Origin of the sequence: Leifsonia sp. SIMBA_070 (assembly GCF_046534635.1) — a bacterium.
GTDB lineage: Bacteria > Actinomycetota > Actinomycetes > Actinomycetales > Microbacteriaceae > Leifsonia.
In genome coordinates, this window is record NZ_JAWRYK010000707.1 from 1 (window position 1) to 248 (window position 248).

General features: G+C 69.4%; 1 protein-coding gene. It reads right to left on the minus strand.

Going from position 1 to position 248, the window contains the following annotated elements; all coding sequences use genetic code 11:
• Nucleotides 1-248 (minus strand): bifunctional hydroxymethylpyrimidine kinase/phosphomethylpyrimidine kinase (locus SB754_RS22075; protein ID WP_410784433.1); only part of this gene is annotated, 248 nt, incomplete at both ends.

A 248-nucleotide genomic window follows, 5' to 3' on the forward strand; every position in this document is an offset into this window, starting at 1 on the left:
GGGCACCCGGACCTCAGCCAGCCAGGCGTCAACGGCCTGGGTGATGCCGGCGCTGCCCAGCATACCGATCTTCACGGCGTCGATAGTGACGTCGTCGCTCACGGCGTCCAGTTGTTCGCGCAGGAAGCCGACGGGCGGAGTGTGCACGGAGCGGACGCCGCGGGTGTTCTGGGCAACGAGGGCGGTGACCACCGCCATCCCGTAGCCGCCGGTTGCCGCGATGGATTTCAGGTCGGCCTGGATGCCGG